General features: G+C 69.6%; 18 protein-coding genes. 4 read left to right on the top strand and 14 right to left on the bottom strand.

What is annotated here, in order from left to right:
- Nucleotides 1–111 precede the first annotated feature (111 nt).
- Entirely contained in the window at nucleotides 112–1,983 is a 1,872-nt protein-coding gene (locus FZO89_RS11575; protein WP_149103399.1) for a TonB-dependent receptor domain-containing protein, read from the top strand.
- A gap of 281 nt (nucleotides 1,984–2,264) precedes the next feature.
- Here FZO89_RS11575 and FZO89_RS11570 read toward each other — a convergent pair whose 3' ends face one another.
- The 4 genes from FZO89_RS11570 to polA form a co-directional block, all read right to left on the bottom strand.
- Nucleotides 2,265–2,741, bottom strand: coding sequence for a hypothetical protein (locus tag FZO89_RS11570; protein ID WP_149103398.1), 477 nt, complete (start codon nucleotides 2,739–2,741; stop codon nucleotides 2,265–2,267).
- Between the two features lie 640 nt (nucleotides 2,742–3,381).
- The gene (gene gph, locus FZO89_RS11565; RefSeq protein WP_262378627.1) at nucleotides 3,382–4,089 is read right to left on the bottom strand and encodes a phosphoglycolate phosphatase; all 708 of its coding nucleotides are present in this window, start codon (nucleotides 4,087–4,089) and stop codon (nucleotides 3,382–3,384) included.
- Nucleotides 4,090–4,164: 75 nt separating this feature from the next.
- Nucleotides 4,165–5,244, bottom strand: a complete 1,080-nt coding sequence (dinB, locus tag FZO89_RS11560) for a DNA polymerase IV (RefSeq protein ID WP_149103397.1) — start codon at nucleotides 5,242–5,244, stop codon at nucleotides 4,165–4,167.
- Between the two features lie 452 nt (nucleotides 5,245–5,696).
- Nucleotides 5,697–8,474: a DNA polymerase I gene (gene polA / locus FZO89_RS11555; RefSeq protein WP_149103396.1), complete on the bottom strand. Its 2,778-nt coding sequence runs from the start codon at nucleotides 8,472–8,474 to the stop codon at nucleotides 5,697–5,699.
- Between the two features lie 377 nt (nucleotides 8,475–8,851).
- Between polA and FZO89_RS11550 the strand changes: the two genes are divergently transcribed.
- Both FZO89_RS11550 and FZO89_RS11545 read left to right on the top strand, forming a co-directional pair.
- Complete coding sequence (locus tag FZO89_RS11550) at nucleotides 8,852–9,145, top strand: DUF2782 domain-containing protein (RefSeq protein WP_187471134.1); 294 nt, start codon at nucleotides 8,852–8,854, stop codon at nucleotides 9,143–9,145.
- Nucleotides 9,146–9,155: 10 nt separating this feature from the next.
- Complete coding sequence (locus FZO89_RS11545; protein WP_149103394.1) at nucleotides 9,156–10,196, top strand: oxidoreductase; 1,041 nt, start codon at nucleotides 9,156–9,158, stop codon at nucleotides 10,194–10,196.
- 9 nt (nucleotides 10,197–10,205) lie between these two features.
- Here the strand turns inward: FZO89_RS11545 and FZO89_RS11540 are convergent, their stop codons facing one another.
- Both FZO89_RS11540 and gnd read right to left on the bottom strand, forming a co-directional pair.
- The gene (locus tag FZO89_RS11540) at nucleotides 10,206–10,655 is read right to left on the bottom strand and encodes a universal stress protein (protein WP_149103393.1); all 450 of its coding nucleotides are present in this window, start codon (nucleotides 10,653–10,655) and stop codon (nucleotides 10,206–10,208) included.
- 79 nt (nucleotides 10,656–10,734) lie between these two features.
- The gene (gene gnd, locus FZO89_RS11535; RefSeq protein WP_149103392.1) at nucleotides 10,735–11,658 is read right to left on the bottom strand and encodes a phosphogluconate dehydrogenase (NAD(+)-dependent, decarboxylating); all 924 of its coding nucleotides are present in this window, start codon (nucleotides 11,656–11,658) and stop codon (nucleotides 10,735–10,737) included.
- Nucleotides 11,659–11,879: 221 nt separating this feature from the next.
- Here gnd and FZO89_RS11530 point away from each other — a divergent pair, with 221 nt between their 5' ends.
- Nucleotides 11,880–12,122, top strand: coding sequence for a hypothetical protein (locus tag FZO89_RS11530; RefSeq protein WP_149103391.1), 243 nt, complete (start codon nucleotides 11,880–11,882; stop codon nucleotides 12,120–12,122).
- 39 nt (nucleotides 12,123–12,161) lie between these two features.
- On the opposite strand, the gene uvrD is transcribed toward FZO89_RS11530, so the two are convergent.
- From uvrD to FZO89_RS11495, 8 genes are all read right to left on the bottom strand, one after another.
- On the bottom strand, nucleotides 12,162–14,342 hold the full coding sequence (gene uvrD, locus FZO89_RS11525; protein ID WP_149103390.1) for a DNA helicase II: 2,181 nt from the start codon (nucleotides 14,340–14,342) through the stop codon (nucleotides 12,162–12,164).
- 265 nt (nucleotides 14,343–14,607) lie between these two features.
- Nucleotides 14,608–14,739 carry a hypothetical protein gene (locus FZO89_RS18860; protein ID WP_262378626.1) on the bottom strand — a complete coding sequence of 44 codons (132 nt, stop codon included), beginning with the start codon at nucleotides 14,737–14,739 and terminating at the stop codon, nucleotides 14,608–14,610.
- A gap of 216 nt (nucleotides 14,740–14,955) precedes the next feature.
- Nucleotides 14,956–15,666 carry a DUF6445 family protein gene (locus FZO89_RS11520; protein ID WP_149103389.1) on the bottom strand — a complete coding sequence of 237 codons (711 nt, stop codon included), beginning with the start codon at nucleotides 15,664–15,666 and terminating at the stop codon, nucleotides 14,956–14,958.
- Between the two features lie 7 nt (nucleotides 15,667–15,673).
- The gene (locus FZO89_RS11515; RefSeq protein WP_149103388.1) at nucleotides 15,674–17,302 is read right to left on the bottom strand and encodes a tryptophan halogenase family protein; all 1,629 of its coding nucleotides are present in this window, start codon (nucleotides 17,300–17,302) and stop codon (nucleotides 15,674–15,676) included.
- Between the two features lie 91 nt (nucleotides 17,303–17,393).
- A complete protein-coding gene (locus FZO89_RS11510; RefSeq protein ID WP_149103387.1) occupies nucleotides 17,394–18,416 on the bottom strand; it encodes a cupin-like domain-containing protein in 1,023 nt (340 codons plus the stop codon).
- A gap of 2 nt (nucleotides 18,417–18,418) precedes the next feature.
- Entirely contained in the window at nucleotides 18,419–19,165 is a 747-nt protein-coding gene (locus FZO89_RS11505; protein WP_149103386.1) for a SapC family protein, read from the bottom strand.
- A gap of 191 nt (nucleotides 19,166–19,356) precedes the next feature.
- Nucleotides 19,357–22,572 carry a TonB-dependent receptor gene (locus FZO89_RS11500; protein ID WP_149103385.1) on the bottom strand — a complete coding sequence of 1,072 codons (3,216 nt, stop codon included), beginning with the start codon at nucleotides 22,570–22,572 and terminating at the stop codon, nucleotides 19,357–19,359.
- 646 nt (nucleotides 22,573–23,218) lie between these two features.
- The gene (locus tag FZO89_RS11495) at nucleotides 23,219–23,869 is read right to left on the bottom strand and encodes a TIGR00645 family protein (RefSeq protein WP_149103384.1); all 651 of its coding nucleotides are present in this window, start codon (nucleotides 23,867–23,869) and stop codon (nucleotides 23,219–23,221) included.
- Between the last annotated feature and the right edge of the window lie 267 nt (nucleotides 23,870–24,136).

The raw sequence follows: 24,136 nt of genomic DNA, 5'->3' as shown, positions 1-24,136 counted from the left end.
TCGCGGCGGCGATGCCGGCGCGCGTCTCCGGTTCCGCGGCCTCTGCTCTCCCTGTCGCGACCCGACCGAAACCGGCGCGTACGCGGGTGTGCGCGCCATGGAGAGCCCTGCATGCACCGTTCCCTGCCCGCGGCCATCGCCGCCGCCCTGCTCCTGTCCGCCTCCACCCTGTCCGGGGCGGCGCGCGCCGATGCCGCCGCCACCGACCTCGATACCGTGCTGGTTACCGCCACCCGCAGCGAGCTGCGCCTGGCCGACAGCCTGGTCCCGGCCCAGGTCATCGAACGTACCGAGATCGAGCGCAGCCAGGCGCGCGACCTGATCGAACTGCTGCGCGGGCGCGCCGGCATCGACGTCGGCAACACCGGCGGCCGCGGCAAGCTCAGCAGTCTGTTCCTGCGCGGCACCGAATCCGACCACGTGCTGGTGCTGGTGGACGGGGTCAAGATGAACTCCGCCACCGCCGGCATGGCGGCGATCCAGGACCTGCCGCTGGCGCAGATCGAACGGATCGAGATCATCCGCGGGCCGCGTTCGAGCCTGTATGGCTCCGAGGCGATCGGCGGCGTGATCCAGGTATTCACCCGCGGCAGCCAGGCGCAGGGGTTCTCGCCCTACGCGAGCGTCGGCGGCGGCAGCCATGACGCGCGCGAGGCCAGCGCCGGCTTCGACCACCGCGGCGAGCGCGGCTGGATCGGCGCGCACGGCGCTTACGACAGCACCGAGGGCTTCAACGCCTGCCGCGGCTCCGGCGCGCTGTTCCAGGGCTGCTTCACCGACGAGCCGGACGACGACGGCTACCGCAACACCTCGATCACCCTGCGCGGCGGCTACCGTTTCGGCGAGGCGCTGGTGCTGGACGGCCAGTTCCTGCAGGCCGATGCCGAGAACGAGTTCGACGGCTCGTGGACCAACCGCTCGCGCATCCGCCAGCAGGTCACCGGCGCGCGGCTGCGGCACGCGCCCGGGGACGGGCGGCTCGCGCTGAGCCTCGCGCTGGCACGCAACGTCGACCGCTCCGACGACTTCCTCGACGCGCTGCCGCGCAGCGACTTCCAGACCCGTCGCGACAGCGCCTCGGTGCAGGCCGACGTGCAGCTGGCCGCCGACCACCTGCTCAGCCTCGGCATCGACCACGGCAACGACCGCGTGGACAGCGCCACCGCCTACGCCGTCGACGAGCGCGACAACACCGGCGTGTTCCTCGCCTATGGCGGGCAGGCGGGCGCCCAGCGCTTCCAGGCCAGCGTGCGCCACGACGACAACGAGCAGTTCGGCAGCCACGTCACCGGCGCGCTGGGCTGGGGCACGGCATTCGACAACGGCCTGCGCCTGACCGGCTCGCTCGGCACCGGCTTCAAGGCCCCGACCTTCAACGACCTGTACTACCCCGGCTCCGAAAGCCCCGACCTGCGGCCGGAGGAATCGACCAGCCTCAACCTCGGCCTGTCGCGCATCGCGCAGGGCCACCACTGGTCGTTCGACGTCTACGAGAGCCGGATCGACGACCTGATCGTGTTCGTCTACCCGCCGCCGGACTACCGCGGCGTGGGCAGCAACGTCGACCAGGCGCGCATCCGCGGCGCCGAGTTCGCCTTCGGCACCACCCTGGCCGGGATCGACGTCTCGCTGCAACTCAGCCACACCGATCCGCGCGACCGCAGCGGCGGCGCCAACGACGGCAACCTGCTGGCGCGACGCGCGCGCACGACGGGCCGGCTCGACCTCGACCGCGACTTCGGCCCGCTGCGCGCCGGCATCACCGTGCAGGGCGCGGGCAGCCGCTACGACGACCCCGCCAACACCGTGCGCCTGGGCGGCCACGCCACCACCGACCTGCGCCTGGAATACGCGCTGCACCGCGACTGGACCCTGCTCGCGCGCGCCAGCAACGTGTTCGACCGCCAGTACGAGACGGTGGCCTGGTACTACCAGCCGGGGCGCGAATACCACGTGGCGCTGCGCTGGCGTCCGGCGCGCTGACGCGGGCGCAGGAGCATCATCGGGCCGGCCGCCAGCCCGGTGCTGCGCGGCCGCATGCGCGCAGGCGGCTGGCTGGCGACCGACGGGTTGGGCGGCCGACGCGCGCGTGGGCAACCGGCGTCGCCGTCCCGCCGGTGCACTGAAGCCCATCGGGCAGCGCTCGGCCAGGTACGGCACGCCCGCTGCGACGCGGGCCACGTTGCCCGGGGGCAGCGCTGCCTACGACGCAGGCGGGATGCACGCGCGACAGCGCCGGGCGCAGACCCGCATGCCCGACCGCGTCAGTGCAGGGCGCGCGCGTGTGCGATCGGCACCGGCAAGGGGACCAGACCGCGCACCGCCTGCAGCGTCGCCACCAGCTCGTCGTAGGTGCCGGCCAGGCGCGCGAACAGTTCGGCATAGGCGTCGCGCCCGGCATCGGCCACGCCCTGGTAGGCGCCGCGGCCAAGGTCCACGAAGTACTCCACGCCGACCCGGCGCCGGCGCGCCAGCGCCGGGAACAGCCCGGCCACCAGCAGGCAGCGATCGCCGACGTCGCGCAGCGCGTCGGTACGGACGCTGCCGGCCTGTGCCTGCGCATCGAGCCATTCCAGCGCCTGGATGCGCGCGAGCAGGTGCGCGTCGCGCTGGTGGCGCAGCAGCACGAACACCAGATAGCTTTCCTGCGATTCGTCGAGTTCCGCGCCGCGCGTGGCCAGCGCCTCGCGGATCACCGCCTGCCACAACGCGGCCGCCGCCCCCTGTCGGATCCCGCTCATGCCTGCCTCCTCGTTGGTCCGACCCGAGCCTAGCGCTGCGCGGGCGCGGCGTGTTGGCAGCAAACAGGCACGAGTGCTGACAGCGCGCCCGGGTTCGACGGGCGCGTGGCGACGAATAGCCCGGAGCCCGCCTGCCGCGGCGGCTACGCGTCGCCGAGGACACCACCGGCGAGGCCGTATCCGCAGCCGGCATCCGCAGCGCGTAGCCCGGGTAAGCGAAGCGCACCCGGGGCGGGGATGCGGCGGTCGCGCCCCCCACGATCGCACCGACATCGTCCCGGAGGCGGTTCGCGGCCCAGCCGTCCTGCGGCAGCTAGACGGCCCGGTTGGCACCGCGTGCACGCCTGCGCCATGAGCCGGCAGCGCGTAGCCCGGGTAAGCGAAGCGCACCCGGGGCGGAGATGCGGCGGTCGCGCGCCCCACGATCGCACCGACATCGTCCCGGAGGCGGTTCGCGGCCTAGCCGTCCTGCGGCGGCTAGACGGCCCGGTTGGCACGCGTGCACGCCTGCGCCATGAGCCGGCAGCGCGTAGCCCGGGTAAGCGAAGCGCACCCGGGGCGGGGATGCGGCGGTCGCGACCCCCACGATCGCACCGACATCGTCCCGGAAGCGGCTTGCGGCCTTGCCGTCCTGCAGCGGCTAGACGGCGCCGGTTGGCACCGCGAGCGCGCCTGCGCCAGGAGCCGGCATCTGCAGCAGCATGCGCAGGTCGCCGGTGACCGCCACCGCGCCCGCGCCATGCAGATCGAACTCGCGGTGATAGCCGTAGTCCACCAGCACCAGCGGCATGCCGGCGGCGTGCGCCGCCGCGGCATCGGTGTGCGAGTCGCCGACCATCAGGCAGGCCTCGACCGGCGCGTCGAGCGCGCGCGCCAGGTGCAACAACGGCAGCGCCGAAGGCTTGCACTCGGGCAGCGTGTCGCCGCCGACGATCCCGTCGAACAACGCGCGCCAGTCGAGCGCCTCGAGCAGCGGATCGATGAAGCGCTGGGGCTTGTTGGTGCACAGCGCCACTGCCACCCCGCGCTCGCGCAGCCCGCGCAGCGCCGCGTCCGCGCCGGGATACGCGCGCGCCTGGCGCGGCAGCGACGCCGCGTAGTGCCGCATCAGCAGGGCGAAGACGCGATCGAAGGCCTCGCCGTCGGGCAGGTCGGCGCCGGCATGGCGCAGCGCGCGGTGCAGCAGGAAGCGCGCGCCCTCGCCGATCCAGGTGCGCACCAGCGTCTCGTCCGCGGCCGGGTGCCCGAGTTCGGCCAGGGTCCGGTTCACCGCCCAGGCGATGCCGTGGGCGCTGTCGACCAGGGTGCCGTCCAGGTCGAACAGCATGGCGCGCGGTACTGCGGACATCGCCTTGCCTCGTTCCAGGGGCCTGCAGTCTAACGGCCGTCGCTGCGACGCACGATCGTGGGGCCCCGCGCACGCTCAGGACGCCGCCGCCTCCGCGGGGAACAGACCCGGCTGCGGCGCGACGTCCTCCGCGTCGCGGAAATTGGACAGGCCCACGCCCACCAGGCGGTAGCGCGTCTCGTCCGGCAGGTCGACGCGTTCGAGCAACGCCAATGCGATGGCGGTGAAAGCGTCCTGAGACGGCGGCGGCGCATCCGGCGTCAGGCTGCGGGTGAGGATGCGGAACTGCGCGGTCTTGAGCTTGAGCACCACCGTGCGCCCCACGCGTTCGGTCCTGCGGGTCGCATTCCAGGCCTTCTCCGCGATCCGGCGGATGTGCGGCTCGAGTTCGCCCAGTGGCAGGTCGCGCTCGAAGGTGTCCTCGGCCGAGATCGACTGCACCGGCTGGTCCGGTTCCACCGGGCGATCGTCGATGCCGCGCGCACGCCGGTGCAGCGCCACGCCGAAGCTGCCGAAGCGCGACTGCAGTTCCTCCCGCGGCAGCGCCCGCAGGTCGCCGACGGTGCGGACGCCGAGCCGTTCGAGCTTGCCCTGCATCACCTTGCCCACGCCGGGAATGCGCCCGACCGGCAGCGGCGTCAGGAACGCCTCCACCTGCGCCGGCCTGATCACGCACAGGCCGTCGGGCTTGTTCCAGTCGGAGGCGATCTTGGCGATGAACTTGTTCGGCGCCACGCCCGCCGACGCCGTCAGCCGCGTTTCCTCGCGGATCCGGGCGCGGATCGCCTGCGCGGTCGCGGTGGCGCTGGCTGCGGCGATCCTGGGTTCGGTGACGTCGAGATAGGCCTCGTCCAGCGACAGCGGCTCGACCAGGGCGGTGTGCTCGAGGAAGATCGCGCGCACCTGGCGCGACACCGCCTTGTAGCGCACGAAGTCCGGCGGCACGAACACCGCGTCGGGGCACAGCCGCTCGGCACGCATGGCCGGCATCGCCGAACGCACGCCGTACCTGCGTGCCTCGTAGGAGGCCGCGCAGACCACCGAACGCGCGCCGCGCCAGGCGACGACCACGGGCCGGCCGCGCAGCGACGGATCGTCGCGCTGCTCCACCGACGCGTAGAACGCGTCCATGTCGATGTGGATGATCTTGCGCACGGATGCGCGGATTCTAGGCCCTGCCGGCGCCGGGCGCCGGACCCCACAGCGGGTGTCCCGGCTGCATCGGGCGCTCGAGCCGGCCCGCGCGGCGGGCAATAAAAAGCCCCGCAGGCAGGGGGGGCCGGCGGGGCTCGGGAACGGGACTCGGGGAGAAGTCTTGCGTTCCGGATCTCTGCTCCAGGGGATGGGAGGAGATCAGCGACAGACCTTGCATCTGTCGCGAGCTATATGACCACCCCGAACATTGAGAGTTCGTGAAGAAGTCGCTTGCGGGCCGGAAGAATTCAGCCCGCGTTTACCTGTGCGATTCGCACTCCTGTTTTTCACGGAGTTACATGCAGTTACATGCCCTGCCAAAGGTCATGCCGGCACCATCCACGCACCCGCGGCGCGCCGTGAGCGCTCCCACGGCGCCTGCGGATGGCGCTCGCCGACCGTCGTTCCCGTGTTCAATGCGCCTCGTCCCAGTTCATGCCCGTGCCGGAATCCACCACCAGCGGAACACGCAGTTCTGCGGCTGCCGCCATTCGCGCCGGCACCTCGCGCAGCAGGGTGTCGACGAAGCCGGCGTCGACCTCGAACACCAGCTCGTCGTGCACCTGCAGGATCATCAGCGCCGCGCCCCCCTGCCCGGCGAGCCAGCCGTCGATGTCCACCATCGCGCGCTTGATGATGTCGGCCGCGGTGCCCTGCATCGGCGCATTGATCGCGGCGCGCTCGGCGCCTGCGCGCTGGGCCTGGTTGCCCTTGTGGATGAAGTCCAGGTACAACCGCCGCCCGAACACCGTTTCGACGAAGCCCTGCTCGCGCGCCTGCTGCCGGGTGCGCTCCATGTAGTCGCGCACGCCCGGGTAGCGGGAGAAGTAGGTGGCGATGTAGTCCTGGGCCTCGCCGCGGCCGATGCCGAGGTTGCGCGCCAGCCCGAACGCGCTCATGCCGTACATCAGGCCGAAGTTGATCGCCTTGGCGGCGCGACGTTCGTTGGAGGTCACCTCTTCCAGCGTGCGGCCGAACACTTCCGCCGCGGTGGCGCGGTGGATGTCGGCGCCGGCGGCGAAGGCGCGCAGCAGGCCGTCGTCCTCGGAGAGGTGGGCCATGATCCGCAGCTCGATCTGCGAGTAGTCGCAGGCGACCAGACGCCTTCCTTCCGGCGCGACGAAGGCCTTGCGGATGCGGCGGCCGTCCTCGGTGCGGATCGGGATGTTCTGCAGGTTGGGATCGCTCGACGCCAGTCGCCCCGTCGCCGCACCCGCCTGGTGGTAGCTGGTGTGCACGCGGCCGGTGTGCGGGTTGACCATCTCCGGCAGCTTCTCGGTATAGGTGCTGCGCAGCTTGGCCAGGCCGCGGTAGTGGAGGATGACGCGCGGCAACTCGTGCTGGTCGGCGATCGCTTCCAGCGCTTCCTCGTTGGTGCTGGGCTGGCCCTTGGGCGTCTTCACCAGCGCCGGCAGCTTCAGTTCCTCGAACAGCAGCGCGCACAGCTGCTTCGGCGAATCCAGGTTGAACGTGCGCCCGGCCAGTTCGGTCGCCTTCTGCTGCGCGGCGAGCATGCGTCGCGACAGGTCGGCGGTCTGGCGGCGCAGTTCCTCGGCATCGACCATGACGCCATTGGCCTCGATCCGTTCCAGCACCGGCACCAGCGGCATCTCGATCCCGCGGTAGACGCGCTCGAGCGCGGGCTCGGCGGCGAGCTTCGGCGCCAGCACGCGGTGCAGGCGCAGGGTGATGTCGGCATCCTCGGCCGCATAACGCGTGGCGTCGTCGATGGCGACGTGCGAGAACGGGATCTGCTTGCTGCCCTTGCCGGCCACCGCTTCGTACCGGATCGTCTCGTAGCCGAGCAGCCGTTGCGCCAGCGAATCCATGTCGTGGCGCTGCCCGGAGTTGAGCACGAAGCTCTCGAGCATGGTGTCGTCGGCGTAACCAAGCACGTCGATCCCGTGGCGGCGCAGCACGTGCAGGTCGTACTTGCCGTGCTGGCCGAGCTTGCGCACGGCCGGATCCTCGAGCAGGGGCCGCAACGCGGCGAGCACGGCGGCGCGGTCGAGCTGCGCCGGCGCACCGGGATAATCGTGCGCGAGTGGCAGGTAGGCCGCGCGTCCCGTCTCCACCGCGATGCTGAGGCCGACGAGGTTGGCGCGCATCGGGTCGAGCGAGTCGGTCTCGGTGTCGAGCGCGAACTCGCCCGCCGCGCGCAGTTTCGCCAGCCACTCGTCCAGCTGCGACCGCGTGAGGATCGCCTCGTACTCGCCCGGCGCGGAGAGCGCGGGGTCCGGAGGCGCCTCGTCCTGCACCACCGGCGCGGTATAGCGGCCACTGCCGCGCGCCGTGCCCGGCTCCTTTTCCACGACGCCGGCGACGCCGTTGCCGTCGAGCTCCTTCAGGGCCTGGTTGAATCCGTAGCGGGCATAGAGCTCGCGCAGCGAATCGACGTCGCGCGGACGCAGGTGCAGCCCGGTGGGCGCGACCTCGAGCGCGACGTCGGTCCGGATCGTCGCCAGTTGCCGGCTCAGCGGCAGTTGCGGCAGGGCCTCGCGCAGGTTCTCGCCGATCTTGCCCTTGATCGCGCCGGCATTGGCGATCACGCCGTCGAGCGTGCCGTATTCGGCCAGCCACTTGGCCGCGGTCTTGGGCCCGCACTTGGGCACGCCGGGGATGTTGTCGACGCTGTCGCCCATCAGCGCCAGCATGTCGACGATCTGCGCGGCGCGCACGCCGAACTTCGCCATCACCGCCTCGTCGCTGTCCATGCGGCTGCCGGTCATGGTGTTGACCAGCTCCACGCGCCCGCTGCCGGAAGCCGGCACCCGCACCAGCTGCGCGAAGTCCTTGTCGCCGGTGGAGATGGTGATGTCGATGCCGTCCGCGGCGCCCTGCAGCGCGAGGGTCCCGATCACGTCGTCGGCCTCCACGCCCGGCACGCGCAGGATGGTGAAGCCCAGCGCCTCGACGATCCGGCACATCGGCTCGACCTGCGCGCGCAATTCGTCCGGCATCGGCGGTCGGTTGGCCTTGTAGGCCGGGTAGAGCTCGTTGCGGAAGGTAGGTCCGCTGGCGTCGACGACGAAGGTGGCGTAGTCCGGCGCTTCCTTCAGCGTCGCGCGCAGCATGTTGACCACGCCGAACAGCGCGCCGGTCGGCTCGCCGTCGGCGTTGGTCAGCGGCGGCAGCGCGTGGAACGCGCGGAACAGGTACGAGGAACCGTCGATCAGCACGAGTCTTGGCATGGCCCGATTCTACGCCGCGCCAAACGAAACCGGACGAGGCCCGCGGACGAACGCGTCGCCACGCGTGACGCAAGTCGAATCGCGACGCCTTCAGCTCCTTGCCCCAGACCCACCCCAACACCCGCCGGCATGACGAAACGCGCCCGCACGCGAAACAGCGGTTTCCTGCCGCGCGCTGTCCATGCCCACGTCCCGCCCAGCCGCGATGCCCATGCATCCCCGGCCTTTCCGGACCGGGCCCGACGGAGCCGCACCGACCAGCGCGCGTCCACGCGTGATCCACGCCGAATCACCCCATCCCCCTGGCTTCCACCGCATCACCTCGGCCCCACCCGCGCGGGCGCATAATGCGATTCCACGATTGCCGGGAGCCCCCCATGCGCCGCCTGCACTCCGCCCTGCTGTTGCCGCTGCTGCTTGCCGTCGGCGCCTGCGCCACCACGCCGGCCACCTCCGGCGTAGAGATTCCCGCCGACGCGGTCGAAAACGTCCGCACCGAATCCAACGGCGACGTCATCACCGAATACCGCGTCGCCGGCCAGTTGCAGGTGGTGCATGTGCAGCCGCCCCGCGGACCGGGCTACCACCTGCACGTTCGCGACGGCCGCGTGATCTCGACCCGCGAGGGCGACGACCCGCCGCAGACCTATTTCAAGCTGTTCGGCTGGTAAGCCGCCCGCGATGGCGGACACGCTGAACGTCGCGCTGGTCGGCTACGGCTATGTCGGCCGCGTCTTCCATGCCCCGCTGATCGCCCACACGGCCGGGCTGCGGCTGCACACCATCGTGTCCGGCGACGCCGGCAAGGTGCACGCCGACCTGCCCGGGGCGCAGGTCGTCGGCGATCCGGCAGCGGCCTTCGCCGACGACGCCATCGATCTGGTCGTGATCGCCGCACCCAACGCGGTGCACGCACCGCTGGCCATCGCCGCGCTGCAGGCCGGCCGCCACGTCATGGTGGACAAGCCGTTCACCACGACACTGGAGGAAGCCGGGCGCGTGATGGATGCCGCGCGCGGCGCCGGCCGTATCGCCAGCGTGTTCCAGAACCGGCGCTGGGACGCGGACTTCCTGGTGTTGCGGGCGCTGATCGACCAGGGCGCGCTGGGAGACCTGGCCGAACTGCACTCGCATTTCGACCGTTTCCGGCCGCAGGTGCCAGACCGCTGGCGCGAGCGCGCGGGCCCGGGCGCGGGCCTGTGGTTCGACCTGGGGCCGCACCTGGTCGACCAGGCGCTGCAGCTGTTCGGCATGCCGGACACGATCCAGGCCGACATCGGCGCGCAGCGCGCGGATGCGGTGGTCGACGACTTCTTCCATTTGGTGCTGCGCTACGGGCGCCTGCGGGTGGTCCTGCACGCAGGCTCGCTGGTGGCGGCGAACGGACCGCGCTTCGCCGCGCACGGCACGCGCGGCAGCTTCGTCAAGCACGGACTCGACCCGCAGGAGGCGGCGCTGCGCGATGGCGTCGTCCCGGGATCCGATGGCTGGGGATGCGATCCCCAACCCGGCATCCTGACCACGATCGCCGATGGCGTGCCGGTGCCACGCACGTTCGAAGGACCTTGCGGCGACTACCGCGCCTGCTACGCGGCGATGCGCGATGCGATCCTCGGGCGCGGGGAAGCGCCCGTCACCGCCGCCCAGGCGCTGGATGTAATGCGCGTGCTCGAAGCCGGCCTGGCCAGCGCCGCCAGCGGGCGCGCGATCGCGCCCGGCTGATCCGGCGGATCAGCGCACCACCAGCACCGGCACCGCGCTGCGGCTGACCACCGCCTGGGTCTGGCTGCCAAGGAGCAGCTTGCGCAGCCCCCGGTGGCCGTGCGAGGCCATCACGATCAGGTCCGCGCCGCGCTGCTGCGCCGTTTCCAGGATGGCCTCGTCCGGCATGCGTTCGGGCACGTACACCCCTTCCAGCGCCACCCCTGCCCGCTCCGCCTGCGCCCGCACCTCGGCGATGATCCGCTCGGCCCCGGCCGCCTGCGCCTTGCGCTGCTCCTCGCGCAGTTCGAACGACAGCGCCAGCCCCGACGGATCGCCCGGCAGCGGATCCTGCCAGCGCTCCGACACCGTCACCAGGGTCGCCCGGGCGCCCAGCGCCGCGGCCAGCGTGAGTCCTGCCTCGACGCCCTTCGCGGCGAGTTCGGAGCCATCGGTCGCGATCAGCAGATGCGTGTACATGGACACCTCGCAGCGGTTGGGGCGGACCCCATGAGGCCACAGCCGCGATCGCGTCGCCTTGATCCTGCTCAATCCGGGCTCACGGCCCCGCTGCGGGCCGGGTGGACTTCACGCCGTGGCCGCCGAAGGCGTCGCGCATCGCCGACAGCAGCTTGTCGGCGAACGCCTCGCCATCGCGCGAGCGCAGGCGTTCGATCAGCGACTGGGTGATCACCGGCGCTGCGACGTCGAGTTCGATCGCCTCGGCCACCGTCCAGCGTCCCTCGCCGGAATCCGGGACGTAGGGCGCGATGCCGTCGAGCCCCGGGTTGCCTGCCAGCGCCTGCGCGGTGAGATCGAGCAGCCACGAACGCACCACGCTGCCGTGGCGCCAGAGTTCGGCCAGGCCGGCGATGTCGGGCACCAGGTCGGCGCGGCGCTGCAGGATCGCGAAGCCCTCGGCGTAGGCCTGCATCATTCCGTACTCGATGCCGTTGTGGATCATCTTCGCGAAATGGCCCGCGCCGCTGGGACCGACGTGACCCCAGCCGCGGTCCGGCGCCGGCGCGAGCGCCTCGAACAGCGGCGACAGGCGGGCCGAAGCCGCGGCATCGCCACCGACCATCAGGCTGTATCCCTCGGCCAGGCCCCAGACGCCGCCACTGGTGCCGACGTCGAGGTACACGATGCCCTGCTGCTGCAGCGCGTCCGCGCGTCGCTGGCTGTCCTTGTAGAACGAGTTGCCGCCGTCGACCAGGATGTCGCCGGGCGACAGCAGCGGCTGCAGGGCTGCGATCGTGGCGTCCACCGGTGCGCCCGCAGGCACCATCATCCACAGCACGCGCGGTGCCTCGAGCGCACCCGCGAGTGCCTCCAGCGTGTCGACGGAGCCGAGACCTTCCGCCGCCAGCCGCGCGCGCGCTTCCGGCACCGGATCGAAACCGATCGCCTCGTGTCCACCCTGCTGCAGCCGCTGCGCCATGTTCGCGCCCATGCGGCCCAACCCGATCATGCCCACCTGCATGGCTTGCTCCTCATCGCGTGCGTCGATCGCATGCGGCGCATGATGCACGATGCGTCGCCTGCCCGTGGTGCCATGCGGCAACCTGTGTGTCCCATGCATGCAACCGGACCACCGCGAATCGCGGGAGGCGCATGCACCGGCTGCCTCATGCCGCGCCTTTCACGCAACCTGCAGGCGCGGCACGCCACACTCGATGCGATGCCATCAACCGGGGCCGCGGCATGTACGGACGCGAGCGACGCGGACAGCAGCCCAGCGACCGGTCGGCACTGCGCGCCGGGCTGACGCCGGCACAGCTGGCTGCGCTCGAGACGCTGGAGCAGTTCCGCTGGACGCTCAGGTTCGTGCGTCGACCCATGTTCCAGGACCCGGTCCCGGTGGTCATCGATCGCGACGGCAAGCGCCACGCGGTGCTGCGAGCGGACGGCACGCTCGGGGAGCCCGACTTCCCCATCCGCGATTGACGCGCCGAACGCGGCCCGCGCCGGGAGGACATCGTGCGCCTACGCCGGCGTCAGGTTGGCATACGCCAGCACCAGCCATTTCGAGCCGGCGTCGTCGAAGTTCACCTGCACCCGGGCATGTGCGCCACTGCCCTCGATGTCGGTGACCACGCCGGTACCGAACTTGGCGTGGGCGACGTTCTGGCCGAGCTTCAAGCCGGGCGATTCCTCCAGCGAGGCATGGCCCCAGTCGCGGCGCGGACGCGGTGCGAACGCCGGGCGCGAGACCTGCACGCGTGGACGCACCTCGTGCAGCAGCGACGCGGGGATCTCGCGCAGGAAGCGCGACGGCACGCCGTACATGTCCTGCCCGTGCAGGCGCCGCGATTCGGCGTAGCTGAGCACCAGCTTCTGCCGCGCGCGCGTGATGCCGACGTAGGCCAGGCGCCGCTCCTCTTCCAGCCGCCCGCTCTCCTCGATCGAGCGCGCGTTCGGGAACAGGCCTTCCTCCATGCCGGCCAGGAACACCAGCGGAAACTCCAGGCCCTTGGCGCTGTGCAGGCTCATCAGCTGCACACCGTCCTCGCCGGCCTGCGCCTGTCCCTCGCCGGCCTCGAGCGCGGCGTAGGCGAGGAACGCGACCAGTTCCGACAGCTGCGCCGCATCCTCCTCGTCGCCCTTGACGAAGCGCGAGGCGACCGAGACCAGTTCGTCGAGGTTGTCCACGCGCGAATCCGCCGCGCCCTTGGACTCGTTGGTGTAGTGCACGCGCAGGCCCGAACGCAGCAGCACGTGGTCGATCTTGTCCTTCAGCGGCAGCTCGACCACTTCGCCCGCGATCGCGTCGACCAGCGCATGGAACGTCGCCAGCGCGTTGCGCGCACGCGCGGCCAACGCATTGCCCTGCTGCACGCGCAGCGAGGCCTCCCACAACGAGACCGCCGCCGCGCGCGCCTCGCGCCGCACCTCGTCGAGGGTGCGATCGCCGATGCCGCGCGTGGGCGTGTTGACCGCGCGCTCGAACGCGGCATCGTCGGCGCGGTTGGCCACCAGCCGCAGGTAGGCCAGGGTGTCCTTGACCTCGGCGCGCTCGAAGAAGCGCACGCCGCCGTAGACGCGGTATGGCACCTGTTCGGCGAGCAACGTCTCCTCGAACGCGCGCGACTGGGCGTTGCTGCGGTAGAGCACCGCGCAGTCGCCGTGGCTGCCGCCGCCGTGCACCCACTGCGCGACGCGCTCGACCACGAAACGCGCCTCGTCGATCTCGTTGTAGGCCGCATACAGGTCGATCGGCTCGCCTTCCCCGCTGTCGGTCCACAGCTGCTTGCCCAGGCGCTCCGGGTTGTGCGCGATCACCGCATTGGCCGCGCCCAGGATATTGGCGCTGGAGCGGTAGTTCTGCTCGAGCCGGATCGTGTGCGCGCCCGGGTAGTCGCGCAGGAAGCGCTGCATGTTCTCGACCTTGGCCCCACGCCAGCCGTAGATCGACTGGTCGTCGTCGCCGACCACGAACACCTGGCCGGTGTCGCCTGCGAGCAGGCGCACGAAGCCGTACTGCACGCCGTTGGTGTCCTGGAATTCGTCGACCAGCAGCTGGCCGAAGCGCTGGCGGTAGTGGGCCAGCAGCGCGGGGGTGTCGCGCAGCAGTTCGTGCGCGCGCAGCAGGATCTCGGCGAAATCCACCAGCCCGGCGCGGTCGCACCGCTCCTGGTAGAGCGCGTAGCTCCTGAGCATCACCTGCGACCACTCGTCGCCGGCCGACTGGATGTGCTGCGGCCGGCGGCCCTCGTCCTTCTGCGCGTTGATCCACCACGCGATCTGCCGCGGCGGGAAGCGCGCCTCGTCGAACTCCAGCTGCTGCACCACGCGCTTGACCAGGCGCAGCTGGTCGTCGCTGTCGAGGATCTGGAAGCCTTCCGGCAGCTTCGCATCCTGCCAGTGCAGGCGCAGCAGGCGGTGCGCGAGGCCGTGGAAGGTGCCGATCCACAGCCCGCGCGAGCCGTGCCGCAACAGCGCATCGGCGCGATGGCGCATCTCGCCGGCAGCCTTGTTGGTGAAGGTGACGGCGAAGATGCCGTGCACCGGCACCCCGACCACCTCGTTCAGCCAGGCGATGCGGTGGGTGAGCACGCGGGTCTTGCCGCTGCCGGCGCCCGCGAGCACAAGGTAATGGCCCGGCGGAGCGGACACGGCCTCGCGCTGGGCCGGGTTCAGCCCGTCGATCAGGTGGGAGACATCCATCCACCCATTCTAGGCGACCACCGTCGCAGCCCCCGGGAGCGCCGGCACGCCGCCATGTCTCATGGACGCCCGCTCGGCCGCCGCATCGGCCGTGTCCGCGCGCGGCCCGCGCTAGAGCAGGCGGAGCAGCGGCGAGGCCATCACCGTCGTCACCGGGGTGACGGCGAACAGCATCGTGAACAGCGCCCGACCGCAGCCCGGCGTCGTAGCCCGCCTTGACCACGATCGGCTCCTTCAGGCCGCGCACATTCATCAGAACCCGCGATCAGATCGCGACGCGCGCCTGCCTGGCGCTGCCCCCGGGCGCGCGCAACTCGGCCCGGACGATGAACATGAACAGGCTCACGCCCAAGGCACCGAGGCCCGAAAGCATCGGCAGCGACGCCACCGGGAACACGGCCGCATGCACCTGCGCACCCCCGCTTCCAGAACCCGCGGCCCAGGCACCAGGCCTGCGGCCAGCTCGCCGATCACCGGCGAATGACCGACGCGGCGCAACGCAGTGCCGGAGAGCTTGGCCGATGCGAGAGCCAGCTGCAACTGCAGCAACAGCATCGGACTCGGGCCCGCACCGCCACGCGACACAGGCCGGCCGGGCAAGATCACCGACGGTTCATCGCGTCGGCCCCACCACGTCGATGAAACTGTTGATCGACAGGCGCCCGGCATGGACATCCGCCGGCGGCACGCGCGTGCTGTCGATGTTGCCCGAGTGCAGCACGTTGCGTCGGTAGACCACGAGCCGGTTGTAGACGCCGTCGACGCTGCCGATCTGTTCGAACAGGGCGGAATCCCCGTTGATATAGCCCGGCCCGGTCGCATCCTCGCGTAGGCTTTCCTCCTGCAGGGTCTGGAAGTAGGTCGAATGGCGCGAGGCATCCACGTACTCGAAGCCCGTGGCCCGATGCCGGTAGAAGGCAGTACCGCCCCAGTCCCCGTGGAACAGGTAATGCATCACGGCCAGGCCGTTGGCCTGCACCGAGTCGATGTGCGGAATGCGCTGCAGGAAGTCCAGCCGATCCGGCGGCAGGGTCACCAGCGAGTAGTGGCACGTGGGGAAAGCGAGCCGGCCCTGCGACGGCAGCCCGAAGTGTTCGTCCAGCAGCGGACGCAGCAGTTGCTCCAGGAACGCTTCGTACGACAGCGGCGCACGCAGGCGCAGCCCCGGGAACAGCGCCCCCTGCCGGGTGAAGTGTCCGCGCGCGGCCTTGCCCACCAGGCGGTCGGGGTCGGCTACCGCCTGGTCCACGACCAGCAGCGGTGTCCCTTCCGCGCCGAGCCGCCGCACCTCAAGGCGCCGTCCGGGATGAGCCTGGATCAGCATCTGCGCGTCACCTGGTCAGGTCTCCGCCAACGCCCGCGACCTTGCCGGTCACCCGCTCATGCTGCCGGGCGCGTGCGTACATCTGTTCCCAGGCCGAGGCCGGCGCCTTGCAGTAGCTGTCGAGGAACTGCTGGTGGCTGGGCATGGCCGCCACCGCGGCATCGATCGGCTTGCGCACGCCGTCGAGCAGGCGCTTGAGATCGGCGTCCGACAGCGCGCGAGTCAGCGGGTGGTGGTTCTGGGGCACCACGCCCTGGCCGAGCATGCAGTGGGTCCAGGAGTCGAGGCGGAACAGCTCGTCTTCCCCCTGCCACGCGTAGCCGGTCTCGCGGAACACCTGGATACGCTCGGCCAGGCCCGGCGGCAGTTCCATCTCGCGGCACTGGCGCCACAGCGGCTCGTCGCGCTGATTGAGGTGGTAATGCAGCACGACGAAATCGCGGACGTGCTCCAGCTCCTGGCGGCTGACCTGGTTGTAGCGGTCCACCGCGGCCTGGCTGATGCCCTCGAAGGGGAAGAACTGCACCAGACGGGTGACCGCGCTCAGGGTCAGGTGGATGCTGGTGGACTCCAGCGGCTCGATGAAGCCGCTCGCCAGGCCCAGCGCGACCACGTTCTTGTTCCAGGACTTGCGGCGGCGGCCGGTGCGGAACGGGATGATCCACGGGTCGCGCAGCGGCTTGGCCGGGTTCTCGGCGAGCAGTCTGGCGGTCGCCTCGTCGTCGGACATGTGCGCATCGGAGAACACGATGCCGCAGCCGATCCGGTGCTGCAGCGAAATCTTCCAGTGCCAGCCGGCCTCGTGCGCGATCGCGCGGGTGTAGGGCACCGCCGGTCCGTCGGCCTCGGTCTGCAGCGCCACCGCACGATTGCTCGGCAGCCAGTGGTTCCAGTCCTCGTAGCCGGTGTGCAGCGCCTGCTCGCTCAGTACCGCGCGCGCGCCGGTGCAGTCGATGAACAGGTCGCCCTCGATGACCTGCCCGTCTTCCAGCACCAATGCCTGCACGAAGCCGCTGTCCGGGTCCTGGCGAACCTGGGCGATCTTGCCTTCGATGCGCTTGAGCCCGCTGCCCTCGCACCTGATCCGCATGAATGCGGCATACAGCCCGGCGTCGAAGTGGTAGGCGTAACTCACATCCTTGCGTTCCATCGTGGCCGCCTGGGTCCAGCGCATCGACCACTGCTGGGCGTTCTGGCCGGTATTGAACAGGGCGAAGCGATCCTGGCGTGCGGCGGCGGTTTCCAGGCAGTAGTCGCCCAGTTCGCTCTGCAGGCCGCGGCGGCGACTTTCCAGCCAGAACTGGTGGAAGTCGGCCGACCAGGTATTCACGCCGGTGGTGCCGAACGGGTGGAAGTAGTGCGAGCCCGGGCGAATCCAGTTCTCGAACGAGATTGCCAGCTTGTAGCTTCCGGCCACGGCGCTGAGGAACTCGCGCTCGTCGATCTGCAGCAGCTTGTGGAAGGTGCGGATGGTCGGGATAGTGGATTCGCCCACGCCGACGGTGCCGACCTGCTCCGACTCGACCAGGGTGATGTCGAGCAGGTCGCGGAACTGGTGGGTCAGTGCGCACGCCGCCACCCAGCCCGCGGTGCCGCCACCGGCGATGACTACCTTGCGGATCCGGTTCTTTTCCAAGATGCCCCTCCTTTCAAAGGGCCGCCGCGAACGCGGCCGGCCGGGTAACGACGTCGCACCAGTGGAGCGCCGGAAGCCGCTGCTCCAGTAGTCAGCGGTTGAGTTTCGCGATCAGTGCCGCGCGCATGCGCCGGGAGGCCATCTCATCGAACGGCCCCAACTCGCCACGTGCGGGCGGCGGCAGGTGCTCGCCGGCACGCTCGGCCGGACCGAACACGTAGTACTCGAACGTTTCCCGCCAGGCCCGCTTCTCGTGCTCGGGGCGATCGCGGATGGACCACAGCGCCATGTTGAGCGCATGCATCGGCGTGGGGATCCACTCCGGCATGCTGCTCCACCAGTAGTTGACCAGCACGGTGAACGGATCCAGCCCCTTCACGTGGTGCCACCACAGGCTGGGAATGAAGATCGCGTCACCAGGCTCAAGCACGACGGTCTGGCCGGCCTCCATCGCCGCGGCGAAGCGCGGGTAGCGCTCAAGGTCCGGGGCATCGAAATCCACCACGCTCACTGCCTGGCCCCCTGGCGTGGGCTGCAGCGGACCCGGGTACAGGTTGTGCACCTGCTCGGGAGGGAACACGGTGAAGCGGCGACGGCCCACCGCGCAGCAGGCAATGTTGCTGGGCGCGTCGTAGTGGCACGAGGCGGTCACCCGGTTGCCGATCCAGATGCTGGGCGGTGCGGAAATGCCATGGCGCTCAAGGCCCAGGTCGTTGTGCTCGCGCAGCGCCGGCAGGCAGGAGTCGACCAGCAGCGAGGCCACGTAGTAGGTGGGCGGCGCCGGGTCGTCCAGATGCGAGGCCAGCTCGTCCAGCACCTGGTCCAATGTCCCGCGACGCACCTGGCAGTTCAGTGCGGTGAAATCATCGTTGTAGAACGGCCGGCCGGCGGTGGCCGGATCGCCCCAGTTGTACTGCACCGGGCGCCCGTTGTAGCTGGCACGCAGCTGTTCCATCGCCGTACGCGGCGACTCCAGCCCGGCCTGCACCAGGCCCCACTGGCGAGCCACGCCCGGAAGCACGGTGGGCAGATTCTCGGCAATGAGCCGCTCGACCGGCAAGGTCCCGGCGCTGAAACCCTCCAGGACACGCACCTTGGGCAGCCGGTCAAACATGCTCAGACCGCCCGGCCCGCTGCCTGTGCGTGCAGCCTGCGCTGCTTTTCGGCGACCAGCCGCTGCATGTTGTGCACCGAGGCCAGCAGCAGGTACGCACCCTCCAGCCAGCCGGCGCCGTGCAGCTGGTGCAGCTGCGCCGCGTCCAGCGCGGCAAGGCGCTCCCGGTCGATGCCATACAGACCTTCCAGATTGATCCGGCTGTCGTCGTCGAACCTCACGTCCAGCTGCACCGGCTGGATCAGCTCCAGGCGCTCCAGCTCTGCGTACATGGTCTTGGCCGCGCCGGCGCCGGCGTGCAACCCGCGCAGCACCCGGATCACCTTCTCAAGGTACGCGCTATGACCACCTTGCGGCGCGAACACCGGGTGGCCGTGGCCATCGCGCACGCGCGGATGATCCAGGTCGACGTGCAGCACCGGCTCGTTGCGCAGTTCGCCGTCGACCATCTGCTCCTGGAAGCCGATCAGGAACGGACCTCGCGCGATCACCGCCGGCAGGTAATTGGCCTGCCATGCGTCATCACGCAGGTACAGGTTCTCGTTGGGCCCGAAGCCGAGAAGTGCGACGGCATGGAACGAGCCGTCGGAATCCTTGCGGAAGAAAATCGGGTATTCGCGCTGCATCTCGGCGAACTCGGACGGGAATGCCTCGACCATGCCGACATCATCGCCGTAATCGGCGCTGAAACGCGCTGAAACGCGCAGGTGGCTGTGCGCGACGTTGTTGAGCAGTTCGTAACGGGCCATTTCGGCTCCAACTTGTCCTTCGGACCGCGGGGGGTCCCTTCACGGAAGCAGTGTTCCCCCCGAGGACCATATCGGCAACCGGGTATCGCCCGCAAGCTGCGCGCCGCGCGCAGCAAGGCGGCAAAAAAAGGGACCGTCGCCGAAGCGACGGTCCCTGCCTTTCCATGGAACTTGCTAGATCACTGTCGCGGTCAGAACGCGTAACGCAGACCCACCATGTACCGCGGGGACTGGTCGACCACGCGCACGAACTGGTTCTCCGAACGCGCGTTCCAGCGGACGTCCTCGCCCGTGAGGTTGATGACTTCGGCCGCAATCGCCAGTTGGTCGGTCAGCTGATAGCTCACGGTCAGGTCGATCTGGTCGTAGGCCTCGACGAAGTACGGGTTGCGGTTGTTGCCGTTCTGGTTGGCAGCCAGGAGATACTCGTCACGCCAGTTCCAGGCCAGGCGCGCCGACCAGCCGTACTTCTCGTACATCAGCACGGCGTTGGCGGTGTCGCTCAGGCCGGTCAGGGCAAACACGTCCGTACCCGGATCGGCGGCACGGTCCACGGCCACGTCACCCTTCACAATGGTGTAGTTGGCCTGGACGCCGAAGCCAGTGTCGCCGAAGAAGTACTGTCCGCCGATTTCCCAGCCGCGCAGCTTGGCCGCACGCTGGTTGACCGGGCGATTGACGTCGAACATGTACTCCGGGTCGCCAAGGGCGGCATCGCCGATGATGTCGTACTGGGCCTCGAGCGCAAGCGACTGCGCGTTGGAACCGTCGTACGCCGCCAGGCCGCCGGTCTCGCCGGCGTAACGGAGCAGCGCGGTGGCAGCGAACAGGGTGGTGTAGTTCTGGGCGCAACCCTCGGCCGGGTCGCCACCCGCCGCAGTCACCTGCGCAGCGCATTGCGCGCTGGCCAGGAACTCATTGGCCGCCTGCGCGTCCGCACCGGTGGTCGGGTCGTACAGGTCGTACAGGTTCTCGCGCACCACGGTGTTGCCGATGAAGTTCGTGACGCGCTTGTTCCAGTACGTCACGCCGATGAAGCTGGCCGGAGCGAAGTACCACTCCATGCCGAAGTCCAGGTTGTCGGACTCGAGCGGCAGCAGCGACGGGTTCTGGGCGGTGCCCGTGGCGCGGAACTGCTCGCCGTAGAGGGTCGAACCGCTCGGGCCCCCTGCGGTCGGGCCGGCATACAGGTTGCCGTACGGCGCGCGGGCGATGGTCTTGCTGAACGACGCACGACCCTTCAGCTCGGAAGTGAAGTCGATGCTGAAGTCGAGGTTCGGCAGCAGGTAGCTGTAGCTGTTGGTCTCGCTGAACGGCATGGATTCGGGCGAGGTCCGCACCTGGAAGTCGTTGTTCGACAGCCACGCGATGCTACCCGGCACCTGGATGGTCGAGGTCGACGTCAGGTCGGTCTTCTCGTACCGCAGGCCGGCAACCGTGTAGGTCGGGAAGTCGCCAAGCATGCCGTCCTGCTCCCACTGGATGTACACCGAGCGGGTCTTCTCCTGGACCTGGTTGTCAGCGTCATAGACGGTACGGACCTGGGACGAGATGTTGTCGCAACGGTTGTTGGCCGCCCAGGCCTCGGGCTCGGTACCGCTGGCGCACAGGCCTTCGGCCCACACGGCCATCTCGCTGGCGTTGCCGATCCACACGTTCGAGGCGGCCTGACCGACGTCGAAGTCGTCGAACTGGTCGGTGATGCTGAACTGGCTCAGCAGCGAAGCGAGGCTGGCGATCTGGCCGCGGTCGACCGAACCCCAGTCACCCAGGGTCATCAGGTGCGCATGGCCGTCGACGTTCAGGCGGCGCATCCTGGTATCGCTGGAGTCGACGCCGAACCGGAAGCGGCCATTGTCGAACGCGAACTCACCGTCGATGCGGCCCTGCTTGATCTCGCTGTCCTGGCGGGTCGACCAGATGCGCAGGATCTGGCTGCCGAACTGCTCCGGGGGGAAATCCGGATTGATCACGCCGTTGGTTCCGGCCAGCGCGTCCGCGGTGGTCGGGTACAGCGTGCGCCACGCGATCGGCAGGCCGTTGTTGAACTCGTATTCCTGGGTCCAGTTGTTGGTGCTCGGATCCGGGGCGAAGCCACCGAAGCTGAATGCGGTGGAGCTGCCCCCGGTGATCGGGTCGTTCGGACGGCTATTGTTCTTGGTGCTGTGGCCGTCGAAGTTCAGCGAGAAGCGGTCGGTGACGTCCCAGCGCACGTTCAGGCCGATCGAGTCGAGCTCGAACTTCTGCTCGTCGCGCTGCTGCTCGAAGCCGAAGTCCTTGCCGCCGCCGGCAAGGTCACGGATGTAGACCGGGGTCGCCACATCCGGGTTGCCGTCGTAGGTCACGTGGGTCAGGCTGTTCTGCAGCCACATGGTCTGCTCGCCACGATTCTGGGCGATCTCGTTGCTCGAGTGGGTGTAGTCCAGGGTGAAGACCACCGCATCGGTCGGGGCGAACTGCAGCACCGCCTGGGCGTTGGTGCGCTCGCGCTCGAAGTCCTGGTATGCGTATCGCACGTCGTTCGGCATGGAGTACAGCTGGCCGACCGTCGGCGCGTTCTCGATCACCGCGTCCGGGCGGAAGCGGCTGTCCGAACCGGTCCAGCGGGCCACGTTCCAGCCGTTCTGGGTGGCCTGGACCGAGCCGCCGTGACGCTCCTGGTAGCTGGCATTCACGCTCACGCCCCAGGTCTTGTCCGGGTTTGCGTAGCTGAAGATGCCCGAGACTTCGGGGGTGATGTCGCTGTCGAGGACCTGCGAATCGTCGGACACCCCCTTGATCCCGCCACTGGCGATGATCTCGCCGCCCGGGTAGTTGAAGGGACGCGAGGTGAGGATGTCGATTGTGGCGCCGATGCCGCCGCTGGGCTGGCTCGCACGGCCGGTCTTGTACACGGTCACGCCGCTGACGGCCTCGGAGGCCAGCTGGGCGAAGTTGAAGCCACGGGTACCGGAACCGACGCCGCCGATCTCAAGCCCGCCGCTGCTGAAACCATCGGCACCCGGGATCTGGCGGCCGTTGAGGGTGACCAGGTTGTAGCCCGGGCCGAAGCCACGCGCGGTGACCTGGGCGCCTTCGCCGTCGCGGCGCTCGATCGAGATGCCGGTGATGCGCTGCAGCGATTCGGCGAGGTTGGTGTCCGGGAACTTGCCGATGTCCTCGGCGCTGATCGCGTCGACCACCCCGGGGGTGTCGCGCTTGATGTTCATCGAGTTTTCGAGGCTGTTGCGCAGGCCGGTGACGATGACCGTGTCGAGCGTCGAGGCGTCGTCCGTGGTCGTCTGCGCCTGCTGTGCTGCGGGTTGTTGCGGCGCAGGATCCTGCGCGAATGCCGGATTGATGACCAGCATGCCGCCGACGAAGGTGAACATCGCCTTCGACTTCAAACCTTTCAACTTGTGGTTCATGGAATTATGTCCTCAGCACTGGATGTGAGCGAAGAAAAGCATGTCGCCAGCGTCCGGCAACGGGCTCTGCCCGCCACCCGCGCCAGTGCGGGACTTCAAGAATCTGTGCAACTTCATCCGACTGCCCTCCCCGTTATTCATGACTTCAGTAGGAATCACTTCGATACCGCCTTCCTCCGGGCGACCACGGCGCCGGGCGGCTCCGTGACTCAACCAAATTGCAACCGGCTCGCATCGGGCCCCGTACCCCGACCTGGAAACGGCGCATCGGCCACCCCTGGCGGGCTGCAGAACCCTGGTGTTTCACGCGAGCGGTACGCGTCCTTGCTGCTCTAGTTTTTGTTAGCGCTAACATCAGCGCGCCGAATTGATAACATGTCGTTATGCGGAGTGTCACTTTGCGGTGCAGCAACGTGCCCGCAGGCGCGTGGTGGCGCGATCGTTGCCTCGGAAACCGCCGCAGTACCACGCGGAATGCGCAGCAAATCCGTGGCGAAATCCCGCTCGAGCGCAGGCAACGGCCAGGCGTGGAACGTGTGGCGCCCAAGGTGAAACGCCGGGCGACGGGCGCCCAGCAGACATTTCCGGGTAGGGGAGCCGCAGGCCGTGCCCGGGCTGCCGACGCGCGGGCCGACCCGCGCCGGACTCAGTGCCCGCCCGCGTGTTCGCGCCGGGCGGTGCTGCCGGTCATCAGCTTGTCCGTGTAAGCGATGCCGATCGCCGACAGGATGAAGGCGCCATGGATGATCGACTGCCACATCACCCCCGCCGAGGTCACCTTGGTGCAGACCGGCGCGTCCAGCGCCAGGCCATCGGCGACCGCGCCGGCGTGGGTGACCAGGGCGGCGATGTACTCCGCGCTTCCGCACACCGGCAAACCGACTTCTCCGGCGGCGATGAAGGTCTTGAGCAGGTGGATCGAGGAGATGCCGATGATCGCCATCGCCAGCTTGACCTTGAGCACGCTGGCGTTGACGTGGCTCAGCCACTCGGGCTGGTCGGGGTGGTTCTGCAGGCCCAGGCGCGAGACGAAGGTCTCGTAGCCGCCGACGATCACCATCACCAGCAGGTTGGAGATCATCACCACGTCGATCAGCCCCAGGACCAGCAGCATGATCCCCTGCTCGGTCAGGGTGTTGGCGTCGGTCACCAGGTGCGTCAGTTCCTTGATGAACAGGAACACGTACACGCATTGCGCCACGATCAGCCCGAGATACAGCGGCAACTGCAGCCAGCGCGAGCCGAAGATCACGTAGGCGAGCGGCGGCAGGCGCGGGGTGGGGTTGGAAGTCGGCATCGGGGTCGCTGTGGAGACAGGAGCGCGGAGGGTAGCGATGCGCCGGCGGACTGCCAAGCCGGGGCGCCCGAGGACCCCGCAGCGCTGCGCGCCGGCGTGGCGCGCGACCGTTGTTGCAACGCACACAAAAGCCCGCCGACTCAATGCGTTGGGCGCTCGCATGGCCAGATGCGCATGAAAATTTGACAACGTTGTCACGAGCCCTGTACAAGCTTCCGTGCACCGGGGCACGGCGCCGCGACGCGAGGAGAGGCGCGTCGCAGGACG

This window comes from Luteimonas viscosa, from assembly GCF_008244685.1.
In the GTDB taxonomy this organism is placed as follows: Bacteria; Pseudomonadota; Gammaproteobacteria; order Xanthomonadales; family Xanthomonadaceae; genus Luteimonas; species Luteimonas viscosa.
This window is presented reverse-complemented; position numbering and strand designations above follow the sequence as displayed.

Excerpts from the sequence above, each read along its gene's own strand:
- gph (WP_262378627.1), bottom strand. The coding sequence starts at position 4,089 with ATGTCCGCAGTACCGCGCGCCATGCTGTTCGACCTGGACGGCACCCTG.
- FZO89_RS11550 (WP_187471134.1), top strand. The coding sequence starts at position 8,852 with ATGCGCCGCCTGCACTCCGCCCTGCTGTTGCCGCTGCTGCTTGCCGTC.
- uvrD (WP_149103390.1), bottom strand. The coding sequence starts at position 14,342 with ATGGATGTCTCCCACCTGATCGACGGGCTGAACCCGGCCCAGCGCGAG.
- FZO89_RS11520 (WP_149103389.1), bottom strand. The coding sequence starts at position 15,666 with ATGCTGATCCAGGCTCATCCCGGACGGCGCCTTGAGGTGCGGCGGCTC.
- gnd (WP_149103392.1), bottom strand. The coding sequence starts at position 11,658 with ATGCAGGTGGGCATGATCGGGTTGGGCCGCATGGGCGCGAACATGGCG.
- FZO89_RS11495 (WP_149103384.1), bottom strand. The coding sequence starts at position 23,869 with ATGCCGACTTCCAACCCCACCCCGCGCCTGCCGCCGCTCGCCTACGTG.
- FZO89_RS11575 (WP_149103399.1), top strand. The coding sequence starts at position 112 with ATGCACCGTTCCCTGCCCGCGGCCATCGCCGCCGCCCTGCTCCTGTCC.
- polA (WP_149103396.1), bottom strand. The coding sequence starts at position 8,474 with ATGCCAAGACTCGTGCTGATCGACGGTTCCTCGTACCTGTTCCGCGCG.
- FZO89_RS11545 (WP_149103394.1), top strand. The coding sequence starts at position 9,156 with ATGGCGGACACGCTGAACGTCGCGCTGGTCGGCTACGGCTATGTCGGC.
- FZO89_RS11510 (WP_149103387.1), bottom strand. The coding sequence starts at position 18,416 with ATGTTTGACCGGCTGCCCAAGGTGCGTGTCCTGGAGGGTTTCAGCGCC.
- FZO89_RS11505 (WP_149103386.1), bottom strand. The coding sequence starts at position 19,165 with ATGGCCCGTTACGAACTGCTCAACAACGTCGCGCACAGCCACCTGCGC.
- FZO89_RS11500 (WP_149103385.1), bottom strand. The coding sequence starts at position 22,572 with ATGAACCACAAGTTGAAAGGTTTGAAGTCGAAGGCGATGTTCACCTTC.
- FZO89_RS11570 (WP_149103398.1), bottom strand. The coding sequence starts at position 2,741 with ATGAGCGGGATCCGACAGGGGGCGGCGGCCGCGTTGTGGCAGGCGGTG.
- FZO89_RS11540 (WP_149103393.1), bottom strand. The coding sequence starts at position 10,655 with ATGTACACGCATCTGCTGATCGCGACCGATGGCTCCGAACTCGCCGCG.
- FZO89_RS11530 (WP_149103391.1), top strand. The coding sequence starts at position 11,880 with ATGTACGGACGCGAGCGACGCGGACAGCAGCCCAGCGACCGGTCGGCA.